We start from the raw sequence: 16,170 nt of genomic DNA, 5'->3' as shown, positions 1-16,170 counted from the left end.
ATGGAAGAAACAGATCTTGAAAGGGTGCTGCAATGGCGCAATCACCCGGATGTGCGCCGGTACATGTACACCACACATGAGATCAGCTTGGAAGAGCATAAGAGTTGGTTCGCCAGAACTCGCAGTAATCCCAGCATCAGCCTTTTGATCTTCGAGCAGTGCGGCGAACCTTGTGGATTTGTGAGCATCGTGCGTAGCCGCAGCCGGAAAATTGCTGATTGGGGATTTTATACTGCCCCGGATGCGCCTAAAGGTACCGGCCGAAAACTTGGCCAGTGTGCTCTGGAGTATGGATTTAACGAGCTGGCGTTACACAAGCTCTGCGGCCAGGCACTTGGCTTTAACGAAAGCTCTATCAACTTTCACAAAGCCCTCTGGTTTACCGAGGAAGGGCGTTTGAGAGAACAGCACTTTGACGGGATTGCCTACCATGATGTTGTCTGTTTTGGATTACTGGCAAACGAATGGCAATCTTTCAGAAAAGACGAAAAGGGCCAGACACAATGAGTGAGCCGATCATTACCATTGCCGGGCGGAAAATTTCCCGCCAGCAGTCGCCATACATCATCGCCGAACTATCGGCCAACCATAACGGAAAGCTCGAAACCGCCCTGCGTATCATAGAAGAAGCCGCAAAAGCTGGAGCGGATGCTGTAAAGCTTCAAACCTACCGACCAGATACCATTACTCTCAATTCCGACACAGAGGATTTTCGAATCAAAGGTGGCCTCTGGGATGGGCGAACACTCTATGAGTTATACGAAGAAGCACATATGCCTTGGGAGTGGCACAAACCGCTGTTCGACCATGCCCATAAAGTCGGCATTCCGATTTTTAGTTCACCCTTTGACAATTCCGCCGTGGATTTGCTGGAAGACCTTAACACTCCGGCCTACAAAATTGCATCCTTCGAAGCGATAGATCTGCCCTTGATCCGCCATGTGGCATCCACCGGTAAACCCATGATTATATCCACTGGCATGGCCGATGCCGAAGAAATCGCCGAAGCCATCGCCGCTGCGAGAGATGGCGGTTGTAAGGAGCTTGCCATACTTCAATGCGTAAGTGGCTACCCGGCACCGGCTGAAGACTACAATCTACGAACCATACCGGACATGATGGAAAGGTTTGGTTTAGTGACTGGTTTGTCTGATCATACTCTGGATAATACCACTGCCATTGCAAGCGTGGTTTTAGGTGCCTCCATCATCGAGAAGCACTTTACCCTTGATCGCAACGGTGGCGGCCCGGATGATAGCTTTTCGTTAGAGCCTGCCGATCTCTCCGCTCTGTGTAGGGATAGTAAAACTGCATGGAGGGCGCTGGGACAAGTTAACTACGGGCGGAAGTCCAGTGAACAAGGCAATGTACAGTTTCGGCGATCACTCTACTTTGTAAAGGATATGAACGCAGGAGAGATAATTACTGATAGTTGTGTTCGGAGTGTTCGCCCGGGCTTTGGATTGGCACCGAAACATCTGGAGAGAGTAATTGGACAAAGGGTCGTGTGTAAAGTCGGTGCGAATACGCCAGTTACGGAAGATGTACTGAACTAATGGGTTGGTATAAAGATATCAGCGCTATTTTGGAGCAGGAGTCGGAAACCTGGCTGGCTTATCTTTACGGGCAACAATTAGAAAATCTCCCCCACCTCACGAAGAAACAACCACGCTACCGCAGTGTTATCGTTCAGGTTGCAAGGTTCTTATTGCACATGCTGCGCCATTTTAGCTTTGTACAATTTATATCAGTTGAAAAACCTATAACGTTCTTTTTTTATGCTGGCTCGGAAAATCAGAAAAGTTCATTGGATAAGGCCATTGAAAGTCTGCGAAGTCAGGGAGAATCCGTTGTCGCAGTGGCGCCTAGCCGGTTGATTGCCGGGACTTCCAATAACCTATGCTACTTGCCTTTGAGGTATAATGTTTCGGACGTTTTTAGAGCCCTTGTTCTGCTAGCCCGAAAAGGGCCAGCGCTTTATATAGAACTTAAAGCTCATCATTCACCTGCTACCCTTTGGTATTTCGGAAACTTCTGCAGCGTCTATATTTACCTTAGCTATTTTAGGCGTGTGTTGATGAATCTGGAAGCAAGTTATGTTGTTGTGTCAAACGACCATAATATTTATACCCGATGCCTATTAGCAATGGCTCATAATTTGAAGATAAAAACTGCTTATTTGCAGCATGCTTCAGTAACTACGATTTTCCCTGCACTACGGGTTAATTACGCCTTTCTTGATGGCCAAAGTGCTCTGGACACATATAAAAAATGTGAACCTAATCAGCCAAAGAAGCAAAGAAATGTACCATTACCCAAAGTGCTATTAACCGGTCAGAAAAAACACTTAGTTCGCGAAAACGAAAAAAAGACTTCAGCTATAGGAGTTGCGCTCAACGCTCTTGACGATTGTGAAGAGGCAATTCGATTGGTCAGATCGATAACGGAGGAGGGAGTAGAGGTTCGTTTGCGCTGGCACCCAGGGCACGGGAGGGACCAAATAAAAAAGTATATAGGTGCCTTTAGAGACTGCCATGAGGTGGCGATTAGCGATCCAAGAAAAGAGTTGATATCGGAGTTTTTTGGTAATATTCGTTACCTGATTGCGGGTAACAGCAGCATCCACCTAGAAGCAGCATTGGCCGGAGTCAAACCAATATACTATGAACTAACGAAGCCGCAGGTAAGCGATTACTATGGCTACGTTATGAATGGAGTTGCTGTGCAGGCAAGGTCACTTACTGATTTGTTAAAAATACTAAAAGGCGGTGAAAAAGGAATTCATATTAATTCAGAGGCAGTCAGATATTACAGTGCCACGTATATGACCAGTTGGGAAGGAAGAGAGGGTGAGCTGGTGGCAGATTGCCTGATCAATATTTCAAGAGGACTTAAGCCGGCAGTTGAGGAGAGTGATGTATATAATAAGTTTATCGTCAATTGATCGGTTATGCATTGTCTTTAGATTTTTTTCGTTGATCTACTGATTTGATACTAAGTATGATCTTGGGCCGCATTTTTTGACATGACGTCTAATTTTTATATATTTAGAATTATTTAAAAGGTCCACTTGACATGTTTAAGGTCTTAGTCGTAACTCTTTTCTCTGGTGAAAATGAATATGAGCAGAGTTGTAAGTCAGTAAACTCTCAAGTTGGAGTTGATGTTCACCATAAGATTATTGAGCATCTTCCCAAGCAGGAAGCACATCAAAAACTTTATCAGTTGTTTAATGAAGGTCGCAAAAATTTTGATTTCTTTGCGAAGTTGGATGCTGATATGGCCTTTTCAAAAAATACCAGTTTACTAAATATCCTAGAGATGTTTGATAAAGGAGTAGATGTTGTCTCTGCAACCGTATATGATGGAATTACTGGAACCGACATGCAGAGTTTTAATGTTTTTTCTAATAAGTGTAGATTTTTTTATCATTCAAATGATCCTTTGTTTACCGATAAGCTGAAGATTGACTATCCCGGAGTTCAATGCTCTTACGTTGATAAACAGAGAAATGTTCTGCACGCATTTAATCCATCTCCATTCCAAGCATTTATGTTTGGTGTTCACAGGGCATTGAAGGTTGTCCAGCCAGGGAAAAAAATACCTAGCTTGAATAGTTCTTATCATCAAAAATTAATTCTTAACCAAGCATATGAGTATTATAGACGGACGAAATCAGAGCACTCGAAACATGCGTTGTGGGGAGCTACGCTTGTTTTTCAGAAAATAATAAATGATTCTGATTTATACAGAAAGAGTGACTATCTCCATATTTTTGAAGAAGTCTTGACGAAGGGGGGAGATATAGATGTTCGCCTTACTGAGCATGATATTCTCTCTTTAGTAAGCGTTGTCGGGTGGAGTAGGTTTCTGATAGCTGCCTTGAGGCAGGTTCTTTTGAAGTTGGGATTGAAAGGTTTGTGAAAATTTATTTTATGATTTTTAGGACTCCTATCCAGTAGGTATTGGATAAGCTTTGTGATTGTAGGAATCAGTTTTGGATTTTCATGTCCGGTTATTTGATTATTTTGTTTTATGCTACTCTTTTGCTACATTTTGTACGGCGTTATGGTGGCTTAGGAGTCCAAAAACTTGGTTTTTTTGTCGTAGCCCTAATGCTAATTTTGTTTGCGGGTTTTCGGGATAAGTCCGTTGGAACAGATACAATTAATTATATTGGGTTTCTTGAAAAAGTATTAACGGTAGATGATATTTTTGAATTCAAGTTGGAACCAGGCTTCAATGCATTAGTTCTCCTTTCTGGTCAGTTGAGCGATACTTATCTTTTTCTCTTAATTTGTATTGCTTCGATTGTTGTATTTTGTTATTTTTATACGGCTATTCGCTTGACAAGGCGATATGAAACCGCTGTTTTTGTGTTTATTGCTTTTGGTACCTATACATTTTTCTTTAATGGGGCTAGGCAAGGAATTGCTGCAGCAATCTGTTTTTTTGCCTTGCCAAAATTATTGGAGCGTAGGGCGCTTTCCTATCTAGCGTTGGTCAGCCTTGCAACTTTATTCCACGCATCTGCCTTAGTAGCTTTGCCACTTTATTTTTTGGCAACGCGTAGGGTTGGATGTAAAGAAATACTATTTATTGTTTTTTCTGTGATCGTTGTTTCTATATTTCTTTCATCGGTAGCGCAAGTTGCTGGGAATCTTATAAATGCTAAATATGCATCGTATGGAGAGGGAGGGCAAGGCGGAGGGTATGTGCAGGTTGCATTCTTATTTGCTCAAGGAGTTCTCCTTTTTCTATTTAAAAGTAAGGTTGATGACTCAAAAGGATATTATGCACGCCTTTTGAATATTTATCTCATTGGTTTAGTGCCTGCCCTTGCTTCAATCATTTCAGGTGTGAATCCGTCAGGTATATTGAGGCTGACGGTCTATTTTTCCCACGCCGCAATTTTACTTTGGCCAATGACTTTTTTGAGCTTTAGTAACAAGCAAGCAAAAATTCTATTTTCGTTTATTTTTGTTGTCGTTGCTATTGCTTACTTCGTATTAACAACTACTAATTTTAGTAATCTTGTTCCTTTTAATATTAATTCGGAGCTCGTTTAGTGAAATCTTTACTTCCGGAAGTTACTATTGGTATTCCCTTCTATAATGCTGAATTGACACTTCTTGATGCTGTGAAGAGCGTATTTGCGCAATCCCATCAGAACTGGGAGCTTATTTTGCTTGACGATGGTTCTACAGATCGGTCTCTCGAGTTGGCAAGATCAATAAGAGATTCTCGAGTAAGGGTATACTCGGACGGGAGAAATTGTCGGCTAGCTGCTCGTCTGAATCAGATCGCTGAATTGGCTAGTAGTGATTACATCGCTCGGATGGATGCGGATGATCTGATCTCCCCCAAGAGAATTGAACGTCAATTAGAAGTTTTGATTGCTCGACCAGAGATAGACTTGGTATCTACGGGTATATGTTCGCTAACAGGCAATGATGAACCAATTGGAGTTCGCGGAGTTCCAGATTCTCATGTAATTTCTGCTCGAGCGCTATTGCTTGGCAGTTCCGGCATTGTGCATGCCTCGCTTTTGGGTAAACGGGACTGGTTCCTGAGGAACCGTTATAGAGAAGATATACGCACAGGACAAGATGCTAATCTCTGGGTGAGAGCTTTCGCTAAAAATGATCTTCTTGTTGGTTTTATTGAAGACCCCCTCTATTATTATCGTGAAGATGGCAACGTAGTTTCGAAAAAGCTAATTAACGCTTATGGAGAAGTGATGCGAACGATAGTGAGAGATTCTGGTTCAAGCTTTTCATTGGCAGATAAGTCATATAGTTATATCTTAACATTCCTAAAAATTTTTGTTGTTCGAGTCCTCAATGTTTTCGGATCACTTACTATTCTTCGTGATCGTAGAAGTGGGGCTTTTTTAGGGTCTAAGGATAAAGAAAAACTTATTGAAGAGATTCAGTATATAAAAAATATTGATTTACCGACTTTTCTTGATTAGTGATAAGTTAACATTATCTGAAGTGTTAAGAGTATTTTTGCGTGGGAAACTAGATGAAACGTATCGCTTTTGTTGTTGCTACACCAGATACGGCAGTGGCTTTTCTGAGTGGGCATATTGACGCGCTATCCAAGTATTACGATATAGATTTGATAGCAAATTTTCCTAACGGGTATAATTCGCTCTTGCCATTAAATAAAATGCTTCACGTCCCGATTCATAGGGATATTAATATTTGGCATGACTTTGTGACACTCATTAAGTTGGCTAGACTCTTCGCTAGTAATCGTTATGATGCAGTTCATTCTGTTACTCCGAAAGCCGGGCTACTGGCAATGACCGCAGCTTGGATAGCTCAGGTGCCAGTTCGGCATCATACTTTTACTGGTCAGGTTTGGGTGACGAAAGATGGATTGTTTCGTTGGTTTTAAAATCTCTTGATAAGATTGTGCATTACTTTTCTACAGGTTCTTTGATAGATAGTCAGTCTCAACGGCAATTTCTGCTTAAAGAAAATGTAGTTTTTCCGGAAAAGTCAATTGTATTGGCAAATGGCTCTATTTCTGGTGTTAACACTGAACGATTTAAACCTGATCCGGACAGAGGAAAGGAAATTAGAAAGCGGTATGGTTTAAGCAAGGATGATTTTGTTTTTTTGTTTGTCGGCCGGGTCAACGATGAAAAGGGAGTGCCTGAACTTATTTCGGCATTTCGTGATATTTCTGGTAAGTATCCCTCGGCAACGTTGATGGTGGTTGGGCCTGACGAATCTGGTATGTTCGAAGGTAGAGCTTTCGATACTGAGTTCGGAGGTAAGTTGGTTCATGTGGGGTATACGAAAGAGCCAGAGGCATATTTCAACGCTGCAGACGTAGTTTGCCTTCCCAGCCACAGGGAGGGCTTCGGTTCAGTACTTATTGAAGCTGCCGCTTGTGGAGTTCCCAGTGTTGCATCTGACATCTATGGGATCTCGGATGCAGTTATCGACGGGCGGACGGGGCTTCTTCACGCTGCCAGATCGGTTAGCGATCTGGCAAAGAAAATGGACATTATGATTTCGCAGCCAGAATTAAGAGAGGCGCTTGCGGACAGGGCACTTGAGCGGGCGCGTGATGAATTTTCTTCGTCGATTCTCGAGGAGGCACTGGTGCAGTTTTACTTTGTGGCTTTCTATAAGTTGTGACTACTGATAATAAAGGGTGGTTGTTCTTGAAAAAGGTGTTTGATGTCGTCACAGCAACATTTGCGCTTTTGTTTTTTGCGCCGGTTATCGGGTTGCTTGCCTTGCAAATACGCCGGACTATGGGTTGCCCCGTGTTCTTTCGCCAGACTAGGCCGGGACTACATGGTGAACCTTTTGAGATGGTCAAGTTCAGGACAATGAAGGATGCTGTAGACGAACACGGCAATATCTTGCCAGATTCAGAACGCATGACATCTTTTGGTCAGTTCTTACGCTCAACGAGCCTCGACGAACTTCCAGAACTATGGAATGTGTTGAAGGGTGATATGAGTTTGGTCGGCCCACGCCCTTTGCTGATGGAATACTTGCCGTTGTATTCAAAAGAGCAGTATCGTCGGCACGAAGTGCGTCCCGGTATTACGGGATGGGCTCAAGTGAACGGTCGAAACGCTATTTCCTGGGAATACAGATTCGAACTGGATGTTTGGTACGTAAACAATCAGAGTTTTCTGTTGGACATAAAAATTCTCTATCTCACTGTAAAGAAAGTATTGGCTAGAGAAGGGATAAGCGGCGAAGGTGAAGCAACCATGAGCAAATTTACTGGGAACTCTGATCAATGAAATGCTTGGCAATTCTTGGTGCCAGCGGTCATGGAAAAGTTGTCGCGGAGGCAGCGGAATGTAGTGGTTGGGATGGCATACGTTTTTTCGATGATGCTTGGCCTGAACTGACTTCGAACAGTCGCTGGCCTGTTGTTGGAAGTACTGCGGAACTTCTAAACAACCTGGAAAAGTACCATGGAGTTGTGGTGGGTATTGGCGACAACCGCATTCGTTATCGGAAACTCCAAGATCTGAGCGCCGCGGGAGCTAATATTGTCTCTGTTATCCATCCCTCTGCAACCGTTAGCTCGTATGTGAAGCTTGAATTGGGTTCCGTTGTTTTTGCAAATGCGGTGATAAATGCAGATACGATGGTTGGTTCGGGAGCGATTATCAACACGGGTGCTGTCATAGAGCACGACTGTCGTTTGGGCACATGCATACACGTGAGCCCCAATGCGACCTTGGCGGGTGGTGTTGTTCTAGGTCGGCTAGTCTGGGTTGGCGCAAATGCCTGCGTAAGGCAGTTGGTTTCCCTTGGTGATGAAGCAGTCGTAGGGATGGGAAGCGTTGTTCTCCAGAACGTAGTTGCCGGCCAAGTTGTAGCCGGTAATCCCGCCAAGCCTCTCTAGTTTTCAGTAGTTCTTGTAGATTAAAAGGCGTCTTAATGCTTAACACACCGTTTTCTCCTTGGCCCTCCTACACTCTTGAAGAGGCCGATGCCGTTTCCCGTGTATTGCTCTCCAACCGTGTCAACTACTGGACAGGTCATGAGTGTCGCGAGTTCGAGCTTGAATTCGCTAGGTTTTCCGGAACCGACTTTGCTGTGGCCGTTGCCAATGGCACGGTCGCTTTGGACCTTGCCTTGAAGGCGCTGGGCATTGGTGCTGGTGATGAAGTTATTGTCACGTCCCGAACCTTCCTGGCCTCGGTAACGTGTATTGTTAATGCAGGGGCTTGGCCCGTGTTCGCGGACGTGGATGCGGATTCTCAGGGCATTTCAGCTAAGACGGTTGCTCCACTGATCACTGGGAACACCAAGGCGATTATTGCAGTTCACCTTGCGGGTTGGCCTTGTGACATGGATGGCCTGAACGAACTGGCTTGCCGCCATGGGTTATCGGTGATTGAGGACTGTGCCCAGGCCCATGGAGCGACCTACAAGGGCAAGCCAGTTGGGTCCCTGGGGCAGGTGGCAGCCTGGTCCTTTTGTCAGGACAAGATCATGACCACCGGTGGTGAGGGCGGCATGGTGACCACTAATGACCGGAAACTGTGGTCGCGCATGTGGTCCTACAAGGACCACGGCAAAAGTTGGGAAGCGGTCTATAAGCGCGAACACCCGCCAGGCTTTCGCTGGTTGCATGAAAGTTTTGGGACCAATTGGCGGATGACGGAGATGCAGGCAGCCATTGGCCGGATTCAGTTGCAGCGCATGCCGGACTGGACTGAGCGCCGTCGGGCAAGCTGTGAAGCTATCTGGCAGACAGCAAAAGATTGCCACGGACTTAGAGTACCAGATGTACCGGGAAATATAGGTCACGGAGGCTATAAATGCTATGTTTTTGTTGAGCCTTCGGCCCTCAAAGAAAATTGGGACAGGGATAAAGTCCTGTCAAAAATTACCGATGCGGGCGTGCCCTGTTTTGCCGGTTCTTGTTCTGAAGTGTATTTTGAGAGGGCGATACAGGATGCAGGTATGGCACCGGCAAAACGATTACCGATAGCTAGAGAACTAGGTGAAACTAGCCTGATGTTCCTGGTGCATCCAACATTGACTGCCAGTGAAATTAAACTTACGTGCGAGGTACTTGCACGGGTAATGGAGGAGGCAGCCGCGTGAACACGGACAAGTCGGCCAAGCGTGGAAGCGGTAGTTTTTTAATCAGGGCGTTTCTGAACCTTCCAAGGTTCCAAAAGCGGATTGTTTCTGTTCTTTCAGATGCGTTCTTCCTGTTTTTCGCGATTTGGGCGGCTTTTGCTCTGCGCTTGGAACAGCACCTTTGGCTGCCTACCCGCGAGCAACTGACGGTTGCAGCCATTACGGTGGTGTTTACCATCGCAGTGTTTATCCATCTCGGGCTTTATCGGGCGGTTATCCGCTATCTGGGGGATCGGGCCTTCCTCACCATCATCTACGGAGTGATTGCCTCCAGTGTATCCCTGATCATTCTGGGCTATCTATTGCAAGTGTTTGTCCCCCGTTCCGTACCCATCATTTATGGCGCCCTGGCTTTCCTGTTTGTGAGCGGTACCCGTATGGGGGTGCGGATGATTGTGAACCACCCTAAACAGATGGCCAAGGAGGCGGTTGCCATCGTTGGTGCTGGTGAAACCGGCATGCAACTGGCATCGGCGCTGGAGCAGGGCACTGAGTACCGGCCGGTGGTCTTCGTAACGTTTGACCGGGCAAACCACAAATCCATGATCAATGGCTTGCCGGTAGTCAGCATCAATCACATCGCCAAGCACATGCCGAAGTATCGCGTACAGCGGATATTGTTGGCGCTGGATGAGCATTCACAGATTGACCGCAAGAACCTGCTGAAGCAACTGGAGCCGCTTTCCATTCCGGTACAGACCGTTCCCTCCATGTCGGAACTGGTGGCCGGCCAGGCACGGATAAACGATATCCGGGATCTGGAGATTGAAGACCTGCTGGGGCGTGACCCGGTTCGTCCGGATTCGGCTGTTGTTGCCAAAAGCCTGTATCAAAAGTCCGTGATGGTGACTGGTGCCGGTGGTTCGATTGGTTCGGAACTGTGCCGCCAGATTATCCGCCATCGCCCACGATCATTGGTGCTGTTTGAGCAGTCCGAGTTTTCCCTGTACGCCATTGAGCGGGAACTGAGCGCCATTAATCGTGTTGAGGGGCTTGCGGTAGAGCTACACCCACTGCTTGGCAATGTGAGCCACCGCCGCCGCTGTGAGTCCGCCATGCGGGCGTTCGGTGTACAGACGGTTTATCACGCCGCCGCTTACAAGCATGTGCCGCTGGTTGAGCACAATGTGATTGAGGGTGTGCAGAACAATGTGTTTGGCACCTGGCACACGGCGGAAGCGGCTATTGCCGCTGGTGTTGAGCGCTTTGTGCTGATTTCCACGGATAAGGCTGTTCGCCCCACCAACGTGATGGGGGCCAGCAAGCGGCTGGCGGAGCTGGTGCTGCAGGCACTGGCGCAGCGGCAGAACAAGACGGTGTTCTCCATGGTGCGGTTTGGCAATGTACTCGGCTCTTCCGGTTCCGTGGTGCCCCTGTTCCGGGATCAGATTCGTGATGGTGGCCCGGTTACCGTTACCCACCCGGACATTATCCGTTACTTCATGACCATTCCTGAAGCCAGCCAACTGGTTCTCCAGGCCGGCAGTATTGGCCTGGGTGGCGAGGTGTTTGTGTTGGATATGGGCGAGCCGGTGAAGATTGCGGACCTGGCCCGCAAGATGATTCACCTCATGGGGCTGGAAGAGAAAACGGACAGCAATCCCGTCGGTGATATTGAGGTGACCTTTAGCGGTCTTCGCCCGGGGGAAAAGCTGTATGAAGAGCTTTTGATCGGTGACGATCCACAGGGCACGTCACACCCTCGCATTATGATGGCCAGGGAAGTATACCTGCCCTGGGAGCAGGTAGAAGACTTCCTCAGTCAGTTGCAGCGGGCCAGTCAGGCCTTCGATTGTGGTGCGATTATCGACGTGCTGAAGAACGCCAAAACGGGTTACGCGCCCAACGGCAACCTGGAGGACCTGGTGTGGTGCAATGGGCAGTCCGATGTGGTGGCTGCGGATCGCCAGGATGATAAAGTGCATCGACTGTCGGTGTAGGAAAACAGAAGTTTTAAGAGCAAGGTTGCTGTTTCATGTCTGAAAATATCGTCTGGCATCACCAGAAAGTCACCCGCGCGGACCGCGCTTCCATCAAGAACCAGAGCCCATGCCTGTTGTGGTTTACCGGCCTGAGTGGTTCCGGTAAGTCCACCATTGCCAATGCGCTGGATGTTGCCTTGTTTGAGCGCGGTTACCACACCTTTCTGTTGGATGGAGACAACGTGCGCCACGGCCTGAACAGGGATCTGGGGTTTTCTGATGAAGACCGGGTTGAAAACATCCGCCGTATTGGCGAGGTGAGCAAGCTGTTTACCGATTCAGGCGTGATTGTTCTCAGCGCGTTCATTTCACCCTTCACAAGCGACAGACGCCTGGTGCGTAACCTGTTTCCGGCGGGTGAGTTTGTTGAGGTGTTCATGGATACCCCGCTTCAGACTTGTGAGGACCGGGACCCGAAGGGCCTCTATGAGAAGGCTCGGGCGGGCAAGATCAAACACTTTACGGGTATCGATTCCCCCTATGAGTCGCCCGAACGCCCGGAAGTGCGCCTGGATACGTCGCAGATGTCGGTGGATGATTGTGTAAATCGCTTGATCAGCTACCTGCTGGACCGGCAATTGATCTTTACGTCGCCACAAGCCAACGGAGCGTAAGCGCCTATGGCGTGGGAAGCCATTGTTACACTGCTTACCTTGTTCTCGGTTCTGGCAGCGTTGGTGATTACACGGGTGTCGGCCGATCTGGTGCTGATGGCGGCCCTGGCGTTCCTGTTGATTACCGGCATCCTGGGGCCGGTTGATGCGTTGGCAGGGTTTGCAAATCCGGGTGTTATTACCATCGCGACCCTCTATGTGGTGGCTGCAGGCCTGAAGGAAACTGGCGCTGTTCAGTGGATTGCCCGTTTACTTCTCGGGCATCCGAAGACCGAAAAAGGCGCGCAACTGCGGATGCTGGCGCCGACTGGTATCCTTAGCGGTTTTATGAATAATACCGCCGTTGTTGCGATGTTCATCCCTGCTATCCAGGACTGGGCCCAACGCCTGGGTATTCCATCCTCACGTCTTCTCTTGCCCCTGAGCTATGCCGCTATTCTGGGCGGTACCTGCACGTTGATTGGCACCAGTACCAACCTGGTGGTGGACGGTATGCTGCAGGCGCGCCTGGGGATTAATCTGGGGTTGTTTGAGTTGGCTTGGGTAGGTGTGCCGTTGTTGGTGGTGGGCGGATGCTACCTGGTGCTGGTGGCTTCTCGGATTCTGCCGGACCGGGGAGGCATGCGGGAGGAGCTGGAGCAGGTGCGGGAATACGGCGTAGAAGTGGAAGTGGATGCCGCAGGCCCGTTGGTGGGCAAGACCGTGGCCCAGGCTGGATTGCGCGCACTGAATTACGGTTACCTGACGGAGATCGATCGGGGTGGCCGGCTGATTACGGCGGTGGAGCCGGATCGGATGCTGCAACCGGAGGATAAGCTGTATTTTGTGGGCGCGCCGGAATGCGCCAGTGAGCTGCGGCGCATTCAGGGCCTGAAACCTGCCCATGCCAGCATCCAGAAACTGGACCTGGCCAATCACCAGCGCTGCCTGGTAGAAGTGGTACTGGGCCAGGAGTTCACAGCTCTGGGGAAGACCGTACGGGAAAGCCGTTTCCGTACGCGCTTTAACGCCGCGATTCTCTCCATTTCCCGTGAGGGGAACCGAGTACCCGGCAAGCTGGGCGACATCACCTTCCGGATGGGCGACACCCTGTTGTTGGAAGCCAGTCACCAGTTTGTTGAGCAGTACCGCTTCCGCCGGGACTTTCTGTTGGTCAGTGCGCTGAACGATTCCACACCACCGGATTTTCATCGGGCTCCCCGTGCCTTGGGCATTCTGCTGTTGATGGTGTTGGCCAGTGCCTCAGGCCTGTTGCAGATTATTGAAGCGGCGTTTCTTGCGGCTGGCGCAATGATTGTGACTGGTTGTATTACGGCCAGCCGCGCCCGCCGCAGCGTGGACTTGCCGGTGCTGGTGGTGATTGCGGCTTCCTTTGCACTGGGTAATGCCATGACGGAAACCGGCGGGGCTGAATGGGTGGCCACCAGCCTCCTGGGTTTGTTCGGCCCGCTGACGCCCTGGCTGGCGCTGGCGTTGGTGTATATCCTCACAGCAGCCTTTACCGAAGTCATTACCAACAACGCAGCAGCAGTGCTTATGTTTCCCATTGCGTTGGCGGTGTCCGAACAATTGGGAGTGCATTTCCTGCCGTTTGCCGTGGCTGTGATGTTCGCCGCGTCCGCGTCGTTCATTACGCCGCTGGGGTACCAGACCAACCTGATGGTCTATGGCCCTGGCCGCTACCAGTTTATGGATTATGTGCGCCTGGGCTTTCCCCTCAGCCTGCTGGTAGGCTCAACCGCCATCGCCCTGATCCCCTTCGTATGGGCCTTCTGACCCGGAAGGTAGGGTTAGGCCCTCCGGTCCGATCAAACTTTTTGAGGGTATCTCCCGTAGGTTTGCTATCCGTGCGTATTGCGATAGTAAAGCTTGTGTCACTCTTATGGTTCTCGTACTATAAGACCAGTTAACAGGTCTTTAGGTGATGTTATGACCAGCCCAATTTATTCAGAAGTAACGGCCAGTGTGTCTGAGCTGAAAAAGAACCCAATGGCGACAGTCCGTGATGGGGATGGCTTTCCTGTAGCGGTGCTGAACCGGAATAAGCCTGCTTTTTACTGCGTGCCGGCTGATGTGTATGAGTCTATGTTGGAGCGTCTTGACGACCAGAGCCTTGCCGCGATCGTGCGCGAACGCCGTTCGGAGCCGAGTGTCAGGGTGGATCTGAGTGAGCTCTAAGTACCAGCTTGCCTTCAAAACGTCCGCACTAAAAGAATGGAAAAAGCTCGCAGAGCCTATAAAGAAGCAGTTCAAGAAGAAGCTTGTAGAACGGCTTGATGCGCCTCGTGTTCCTTCCGATGCTCTTTCAGGATTCATTGATTGTTACAAAATTAAGCTTCGAAGTGTTGGGTACCGGCTCGTCTATGAGGTTGAGGATGAGACGGTAACCGTCACTGTTGTCGCCGTAGGGAAGCGTGAAAGAGCAGATGTATACAGGAAGGCGAAGCGTCGCACTGAGTGATGTGTCTGCGTATAGAGCATTCAGGGAGAGCGGTAAGGGACTATGATCGACATAAAACACCACGGAGCGGTGACAGGCGTAACCGGTTCCTGCCATGAGCTGGTGGTTGGTACCTCGGGTATTCTGATTGATTGCGGCCTGTTCCAGGGAGAGGAAGCGGGTAGCAGTGCCAACGCTTCGGATCTTTCCATTGATTTTCCTATCAGCCATATCCGTGCGCTGGTGGTTACCCATGTGCACATCGACCACGTCGGTCGCATTCCCTATCTTCTGGCCGCCGGGTTCGAGGGACCGATCATCTGTTCGGAGCCGTCGGCGATTATGCTGCCGGAAATTCTCGAGGATGCCCTTAAGATTGGCTTCACCCGGGACCGGGCCCTGATTGAGAGAGTGCTGGGGTTGATTCGGTCCCGCCTTGTGCCGGTGCCCTACGAGCAATGGCATTCGGTGTTCGATGGCAAGGATGAGTCGCTTTCCGTTCGGTTGCAAAGGGCCGGGCACATTCTCGGTTCGGCTTATGTGGAGTGCGAAGCGGAGAGCGATGGCGAGTTCGAGCGGATTGTGTTTAGTGGTGATCTTGGGGCTCCCCATGCGCCACTGTTGCCTGAGCCCCAGCCGCCGGAACGTGCTGATAGGGTGGTGATTGAAAGCACATACGGCGACAAGGACCACGAGAGCCGGGAAGAGCGGCGCTATCGCCTCAAGGCGGTGCTGGAGCACGCTCTTGAGGATGGCGGGACGGTATTGGTACCTGCATTTAGCATTGGGCGTACGCAGGAGTTGCTGTACGAGATTGAAAGCCTGATTCACGAGTTCGGCAGCGATGAGGTTGCGCCAGATTTGCCTTGGCGGGATCTTGAGATTGTTGTTGATTCGCCGCTGGCCGCCACTTTTACCCGTATCTACCGGGACCTTAAACCCTTCTGGGATGCTGAAGCCGCTGAACTGGTCAGCCAGGGCCGGCACCCGCTGTCGTTCGAGCAGCTCACCTTGATCGACAGCCATGAAGACCACCTCAATGCCGTGGATTACCTGACAAAATCACACCGCCCCTGTGTGGTGCTGGCCGGCTCCGGTATGTGCGCCGGGGGCAGGGTGGTGAACTACCTCAAGGCCATGCTGGCGAGTGAGCGCAACGATGTGTTGTTCGTGGGCTATCAGGCCAAAGGCACGCCGGGCAGGGATATTCTCACTCACGGGCCCCGTGGTGGCTGGGTGGAGTTTGACGGCCAGCGTTACGATATTCGCGCCCGGGTTCACCAAGTGGGCGGTTACTCGGCCCATGCGGGGCAGTCGGATCTGGTGCGGTTTGTTACCGGGATTGAGCCGGCACCTTCGGAAATCCGGATTGTGCATGGGGATGCAGGCGCTAAAGAATCGTTGAAAAGCCAATTTCATTCCGCCGGACTAACGGGGATAATGATCCCTGGTTTGGTGTGAACCTGTTATTTGTTATTAAAGGATTGTGG

At 49.5% G+C, this 16,170-nt stretch carries 17 protein-coding genes; all 17 read left to right on the top strand.

All coding sequences use genetic code 11. The features are described from left to right. The 17 genes from pseH to MDG893_RS12285 all read left to right on the top strand — a co-directional run bounded on the left by pseH (window position 1) and on the right by MDG893_RS12285 (window position 16,141). Window positions 1-507 carry a UDP-4-amino-4,6-dideoxy-N-acetyl-beta-L-altrosamine N-acetyltransferase gene (gene pseH / locus MDG893_RS12360; RefSeq protein ID WP_007154123.1) on the top strand — a complete coding sequence of 169 codons (507 nt, stop codon included), beginning with the start codon at window positions 1-3 and terminating at the stop codon, window positions 505-507. After that, on the top strand, window positions 504-1,556 hold the full coding sequence (gene pseI / locus MDG893_RS12355; protein WP_007154122.1) for a pseudaminic acid synthase: 1,053 nt from the start codon (window positions 504-506) through the stop codon (window positions 1,554-1,556). The genes pseH and pseI overlap by 4 nt, the downstream gene beginning before the upstream one ends. Beyond that, window positions 1,556-2,944, top strand: a complete 1,389-nt coding sequence (locus MDG893_RS12350; protein WP_007154121.1) for a hypothetical protein — start codon at window positions 1,556-1,558, stop codon at window positions 2,942-2,944. Before pseI ends, MDG893_RS12350 begins: the two co-directional genes overlap by 1 nt. A gap of 131 nt (window positions 2,945-3,075) precedes the next feature. Beyond that, window positions 3,076-3,924: a hypothetical protein gene (locus tag MDG893_RS12345; RefSeq protein ID WP_007154120.1), complete on the top strand. Its 849-nt coding sequence runs from the start codon at window positions 3,076-3,078 to the stop codon at window positions 3,922-3,924. Between the two features lie 83 nt (window positions 3,925-4,007). Continuing rightward, a complete protein-coding gene (locus MDG893_RS12340) occupies window positions 4,008-5,069 on the top strand; it encodes an EpsG family protein (RefSeq protein ID WP_040474561.1) in 1,062 nt (353 codons plus the stop codon). After that, entirely contained in the window at window positions 5,069-5,974 is a 906-nt protein-coding gene (locus MDG893_RS12335; protein WP_007154118.1) for a glycosyltransferase family 2 protein, read from the top strand. Before MDG893_RS12340 ends, MDG893_RS12335 begins: the two co-directional genes overlap by 1 nt. 53 nt (window positions 5,975-6,027) lie before the next feature. Continuing rightward, window positions 6,028-6,405 (top strand): glycosyltransferase, encoded by a 378-nt coding sequence (locus MDG893_RS20965; RefSeq protein ID WP_157132829.1) that lies wholly within the window; start codon window positions 6,028-6,030, stop codon window positions 6,403-6,405. Beyond that, on the top strand, window positions 6,369-7,157 hold the full coding sequence (locus MDG893_RS12330; protein WP_167319397.1) for a glycosyltransferase: 789 nt from the start codon (window positions 6,369-6,371) through the stop codon (window positions 7,155-7,157). Before MDG893_RS20965 ends, MDG893_RS12330 begins: the two co-directional genes overlap by 37 nt. Window positions 7,158-7,183: 26 nt before the next feature. Next, window positions 7,184-7,780, top strand: a complete 597-nt coding sequence (locus MDG893_RS12325; protein ID WP_040474567.1) for a sugar transferase — start codon at window positions 7,184-7,186, stop codon at window positions 7,778-7,780. After that, complete coding sequence (locus tag MDG893_RS12320; RefSeq protein ID WP_007154115.1) at window positions 7,777-8,394, top strand: acetyltransferase; 618 nt, start codon at window positions 7,777-7,779, stop codon at window positions 8,392-8,394. Before MDG893_RS12325 ends, MDG893_RS12320 begins: the two co-directional genes overlap by 4 nt. Window positions 8,395-8,429: 35 nt before the next feature. Beyond that, the gene (locus MDG893_RS12315; RefSeq protein WP_007154114.1) at window positions 8,430-9,605 is read left to right on the top strand and encodes a DegT/DnrJ/EryC1/StrS family aminotransferase; all 1,176 of its coding nucleotides are present in this window, start codon (window positions 8,430-8,432) and stop codon (window positions 9,603-9,605) included. Further along, window positions 9,602-11,584 (top strand): polysaccharide biosynthesis protein, encoded by a 1,983-nt coding sequence (locus tag MDG893_RS12310; RefSeq protein WP_007154113.1) that lies wholly within the window; start codon window positions 9,602-9,604, stop codon window positions 11,582-11,584. Before MDG893_RS12315 ends, MDG893_RS12310 begins: the two co-directional genes overlap by 4 nt. A gap of 35 nt (window positions 11,585-11,619) precedes the next feature. Beyond that, window positions 11,620-12,240, top strand: a complete 621-nt coding sequence (gene cysC / locus MDG893_RS12305) for an adenylyl-sulfate kinase (RefSeq protein ID WP_007154112.1) — start codon at window positions 11,620-11,622, stop codon at window positions 12,238-12,240. Window positions 12,241-12,246: 6 nt separating this feature from the next. Further along, window positions 12,247-14,016 carry an SLC13 family permease gene (locus MDG893_RS12300; protein WP_007154111.1) on the top strand — a complete coding sequence of 590 codons (1,770 nt, stop codon included), beginning with the start codon at window positions 12,247-12,249 and terminating at the stop codon, window positions 14,014-14,016. A gap of 153 nt (window positions 14,017-14,169) precedes the next feature. Beyond that, entirely contained in the window at window positions 14,170-14,418 is a 249-nt protein-coding gene (locus tag MDG893_RS12295; protein WP_007154110.1) for a type II toxin-antitoxin system Phd/YefM family antitoxin, read from the top strand. After that, a complete protein-coding gene (locus MDG893_RS12290; RefSeq protein ID WP_007154109.1) occupies window positions 14,408-14,701 on the top strand; it encodes a type II toxin-antitoxin system RelE family toxin in 294 nt (97 codons plus the stop codon). The genes MDG893_RS12295 and MDG893_RS12290 overlap by 11 nt, the downstream gene beginning before the upstream one ends. Before the next feature lie 42 nt (window positions 14,702-14,743). After that, window positions 14,744-16,141, top strand: a complete 1,398-nt coding sequence (locus MDG893_RS12285) for an MBL fold metallo-hydrolase RNA specificity domain-containing protein (RefSeq protein ID WP_007154108.1) — start codon at window positions 14,744-14,746, stop codon at window positions 16,139-16,141. Window positions 16,142-16,170: the final 29 nt, after the last annotated feature.

It is taken from the genome of Marinobacter algicola DG893 (assembly GCF_000170835.1).
Classification (GTDB): Bacteria; Pseudomonadota; Gammaproteobacteria; order Pseudomonadales; family Oleiphilaceae; genus Marinobacter; species Marinobacter algicola.
This window is presented reverse-complemented; position numbering and strand designations above follow the sequence as displayed.

Coding starts and splice junctions, on each gene's coding strand:
- MDG893_RS12340 (WP_040474561.1), top strand. CDS start 4,008: ATGTCCGGTTATTTGATTATTTTGTTTTATGCTACTCTTTTGCTACAT.
- MDG893_RS12285 (WP_007154108.1), top strand. CDS start 14,744: ATGATCGACATAAAACACCACGGAGCGGTGACAGGCGTAACCGGTTCC.
- MDG893_RS12315 (WP_007154114.1), top strand. CDS start 8,430: ATGCTTAACACACCGTTTTCTCCTTGGCCCTCCTACACTCTTGAAGAG.
- MDG893_RS20965 (WP_157132829.1), top strand. CDS start 6,028: ATGAAACGTATCGCTTTTGTTGTTGCTACACCAGATACGGCAGTGGCT.
- MDG893_RS12345 (WP_007154120.1), top strand. CDS start 3,076: ATGTTTAAGGTCTTAGTCGTAACTCTTTTCTCTGGTGAAAATGAATAT.
- MDG893_RS12300 (WP_007154111.1), top strand. CDS start 12,247: ATGGCGTGGGAAGCCATTGTTACACTGCTTACCTTGTTCTCGGTTCTG.
- cysC (WP_007154112.1), top strand. CDS start 11,620: ATGTCTGAAAATATCGTCTGGCATCACCAGAAAGTCACCCGCGCGGAC.
- MDG893_RS12350 (WP_007154121.1), top strand. CDS start 1,556: ATGGGTTGGTATAAAGATATCAGCGCTATTTTGGAGCAGGAGTCGGAA.
- pseI (WP_007154122.1), top strand. CDS start 504: ATGAGTGAGCCGATCATTACCATTGCCGGGCGGAAAATTTCCCGCCAG.
- pseH (WP_007154123.1), top strand. CDS start 1: ATGGAAGAAACAGATCTTGAAAGGGTGCTGCAATGGCGCAATCACCCG.
- MDG893_RS12295 (WP_007154110.1), top strand. CDS start 14,170: ATGACCAGCCCAATTTATTCAGAAGTAACGGCCAGTGTGTCTGAGCTG.
- MDG893_RS12320 (WP_007154115.1), top strand. CDS start 7,777: ATGAAATGCTTGGCAATTCTTGGTGCCAGCGGTCATGGAAAAGTTGTC.